The organism is Massilia oculi (genome assembly GCF_017582745.1).
In the GTDB taxonomy this organism is placed as follows: Bacteria; Pseudomonadota; Gammaproteobacteria; order Burkholderiales; family Burkholderiaceae_D; genus Telluria; species Telluria oculi_A.
The window spans coordinates 1-2065 of sequence record NZ_JAFVIM010000074.1 but is presented as its reverse complement, the minus strand read 5'-3'; the positions used below and the strand labels follow the sequence as shown (position 1 = coordinate 2065).

At 51.2% G+C, this 2065-nt stretch carries 2 tRNA genes and 2 rRNA genes; all 4 read right to left on the bottom strand.

Going from position 1 to position 2065, the window contains the following annotated elements:
• Nucleotides 1-1040 (bottom strand): 23S ribosomal RNA (locus J3U95_RS28145); the annotation flags it as partial.
• 240 nt (nucleotides 1041-1280) lie between these two features.
• Nucleotides 1281-1356: transfer RNA gene (locus tag J3U95_RS28140), tRNA-Ala, on the bottom strand.
• A gap of 21 nt (nucleotides 1357-1377) precedes the next feature.
• A tRNA-Ile gene (locus tag J3U95_RS28135) sits at nucleotides 1378-1454 on the bottom strand.
• A gap of 82 nt (nucleotides 1455-1536) precedes the next feature.
• Nucleotides 1537-2065: ribosomal RNA gene (locus J3U95_RS28130) — 16S ribosomal RNA — on the bottom strand; the annotation flags it as partial.

The window sequence follows — 2065 nt, the reverse complement described above, 5'->3', positions numbered from 1 at the left end:
TTTTAGCCTTCCCACTTCGTTTTCCACTTAGCCAATCTTTGGGACCTTAGCTGGCGGTCTGGGTTGTTTCCCTCTTGACACCGGACGTTAGCACCCGATGTCTGTCTCCCAAGCTCGCACTCACCGGTATTCGGAGTTTGCAATGGTTTGGTAAGTCGCAATGACCCCCTAGCCATAACAGTGCTCTACCCCCGGTGGTGATACTTGAGGCACTACCTAAATAGTTTTCGGAGAGAACCAGCTATTTCCAAGTTTGTTTAGCCTTTCACCCCTACCCACAGCTCATCCCCTAATTTTTCAACATTAGTGGGTTCGGACCTCCAGGGCGTGTTACCGCACCTTCATCCTGGCCATGGGTAGATCACTTGGTTTCGGGTCTACACCCAGCGACTGTCGCCCTGTTCGGACTCGATTTCTCTACGGCTCCCCTATTCGGTTAACCTCGCCACTGAATGTAAGTCGCTGACCCATTATACAAAAGGTACGCCGTCACCCCACGAAGAGGCTCCGACTGTTTGTATGCACACGGTTTCAGGATCTATTTCACTCCCCTCCCGGGGTTCTTTTCGCCTTTCCCTCACGGTACTGGTTCACTATCGGTCGATTACGAGTATTTAGCCTTGGAGGATGGTCCCCCCATGTTCAGACAGGATTTCTCGTGTCCCGCCCTACTTGTCGTACGCTTAGTACCACCGGTCTGATTTCGCATACGGGGCTATCACCCACTATGGCGCCACTTTCCAGAGGCTTCTGCTATCAGTCCGACTATCACGTACAGGCTCATCCCATTTCGCTCGCCACTACTTTGGGAATCTCGGTTGATTTCTTTTCCTGCAGCTACTTAGATGTTTCAGTTCGCCGCGTTCGCTTTGCATGCCTATGTATTCAGCATGCAATGACCTAAAAGGCCGGGTTTCCCCATTCGGAAATCTGCGGATCAAAGCTCGTTTGCTAGCTCCCCGCAGCTTATCGCAAGCTACTACGTCCTTCATCGCCTGTAATCGCCAAGGCATCCACCATGTGCACTTATTCACTTGTCCCTATAACGTTGGCCTCTTCATGAGTTAAAGAGATCGTCATAGATCAAGAGTACAACTATGTTTGCTTGATACAAATTACTACTACCCTAAGTGTGTTTTACTAGTCATCACTGACCAGCTCAACACGCTTAAAAAAACTTTACTTCTTCCAGATTGTTAAAGAACGAAAAAACAGTGATCTCTAAAAGACCAAACCTAAATCCAACCGGTCATTCACTGGCGACTTACGTTTGAGCTTTTTGGTGGAGGATGACGGGATCGAACCGACGACCCCCTGCTTGCAAAGCAGGTGCTCTCCCAGCTGAGCTAATCCCCCTTCAAGGGTCATGCCAAAACGTGGTAGGGCTGGTTGGACTCGAACCAACGACCCCCGCGTTATCAACACGGTGCTCTAACCAGCTGAGCTACAGCCCCGATAAAACTGTTCTTTACTTGTTCAACAGTCGATAAGCGTGGACGCTTGATGACGGGTCGTTAGACCCCGGTGCTACTCTAGAAAGGAGGTGATCCAGCCGCACCTTCCGATACGGCTACCTTGTTACGACTTCACCCCAGTCACGAATCCTACCGTGGTAAGCGCCCTCCTTGCGGTTAAGCTACCTACTTCTGGTAAAACCCGCTCCCATGGTGTGACGGGCGGTGTGTACAAGACCCGGGAACGTATTCACCGCGGCATGCTGATCCGCGATTACTAGCGATTCCAACTTCACGTAGTCGAGTTGCAGACTACGATCCGGACTACGATACACTTTCTGGGATTAGCTCCCCCTCGCGGGTTGGCGGCCCTCTGTATGTACCATTGTATGACGTGTGAAGCCCTACCCATAAGGGCCATGAGGACTTGACGTCATCCCCACCTTCCTCCGGTTTGTCACCGGCAGTCTCATTAGAGTGCTCAACTGAATGTAGCAACTAATGACAAGGGTTGCGCTCGTTGCGGGACTTAACCCAACATCTCACGACACGAGCTGACGACAGCCATGCAGCACCTGTGTTCAGGTTCCCTTTCGGGCACAGCCAGATCT